The sequence below is a fragment of the Acinetobacter sp. SFD genome, from assembly GCF_001647575.1.
In the GTDB taxonomy this organism is placed as follows: domain Bacteria; phylum Pseudomonadota; class Gammaproteobacteria; order Pseudomonadales; family Moraxellaceae; genus Acinetobacter; species Acinetobacter pecorum.
In genome coordinates, this window is sequence record NZ_LSZJ01000009.1 from 1 (window position 1) to 1,483 (window position 1,483).

A 1,483-nucleotide genomic window follows, 5' to 3' on the forward strand; every position below is an offset into this window, starting at 1 on the left:
TTGTAAGCCCAAAATAGAAATGTCCGGTTTCTCCAAAGTAAAAATGTCCGCTTTTAGAATATGCACTTTTGCAATTTCCTTAGCGGACGGTTTGATATGTTGGTGTCTATGTCGGATAAAGAACTTAAACGATTGTCGGTCTTACAGGAAATCTGTGATCAACGCATAACTCAATCCCAAGCTGCTCAGCTACTTCATATTTCAGAACGTCAGATCAGACGCTTACTGCAGAAATACAAAGCTCAAGGCCCAGCTGCATTAGCCCATGCTGGTCGTGGCCAAACCAGCAACTCCAGGCTTCCTGAAGAAATCAGGCTCAAGTGTCTCAATCTTGTCGCTGATCAATTCCATGGTTTCGGACCCACTTTAGCGCATGAAAAGCTCACCACCGGGCATGGATTCGATCTTTCAGTAGAAACCCTGCGTTCCTGGATGATTGCAGCCGATCTGTGGATTCCTCGCTCCAAGCGCCTGAAACGCCCATATCAGCCACGCTATAACCGGGATTGTTATGGTGAACTGGTACAAATCGATGGCTCTCACCATGACTGGTTCGAAGGACGTGCAGCTAAATGCTGTTTGCTGGTGTTTATTGATGATTCCACAGGAAAATTGCAGCACTTACGCTTCTGTGAATCAGAATCAACCTTTGACTATATGATTTCGACACGCCTGTATGTCGAACAGCACGGCAAGCCCTTAGCGTTTTACAGCGACAAACATTCAGTCTTTAGAGTGAATCAAAGCAGCAAGAAAGATACCAAGATTACCCAGTTTGGACGCGTACTCAGCACCCTGAATATCGATATTATCTTCGCTAATTCACCCCAGGCCAAAGGCCGTGTAGAACGCGCCAATCGAACACTTCAGGATCGTCTGATCAAAGAGATGCGTTTGGAAGGTATCAGTTCGATTGCAGATGCCAATAAGTGGTTGCCCTGCTTTATTGAGCAATTTAATCGCAAATTTGCCAAGATGGCCTTTAACCCTAAGGATTTACACCGGACTGTCACTGAAACAGCCGAGGAGTTAGATGATATTTTTACCTGGCGTGAACCCCGCAGAGTTACGAAGAGTCTGACCATTACTTATGATAAATGCATATATCTTCTCGAAAATATAGAAGACAATCAGAAGCTAACCGGTAAATATCTTGAGTTCCTGGAATACCCGGATGGTACCGTGGCCATCATGCATGAAGGCCGGAAGATCAATTACAGTATCTTCGATAAATTGAGTCAGCTGAATCAGCGAGAGATCGTTGAGAATAAACGTCTGGGTTCTGTATTGATCCATATACAGCAACAGCATGAAGAACTGGAACAGCAAAACAAACGTAATCGTTCTCAAAAGATGCCACGTAGACGAGCACAGAAAACAGCAATTCAACAACGAAATCTGAATCCTGTACTTGACTTGGAAATGTCCATATAGGACATTTCTATTTGGTTATTAGGTAGGACATTTCTACTTGGGAATAACA

General features: G+C 43.9%; 1 protein-coding gene. It reads left to right on the forward strand.

What is annotated here, in order from left to right; genetic code table 11:
* The first annotated feature begins 108 nt into the window (after positions 1 to 108).
* Positions 109 to 1,434: an ISNCY family transposase gene (locus AY605_RS05450; RefSeq protein ID WP_081406335.1), complete on the forward strand. Its 1,326-nt coding sequence runs from the start codon at positions 109 to 111 to the stop codon at positions 1,432 to 1,434.
* Positions 1,435 to 1,483 lie beyond the last annotated feature (49 nt).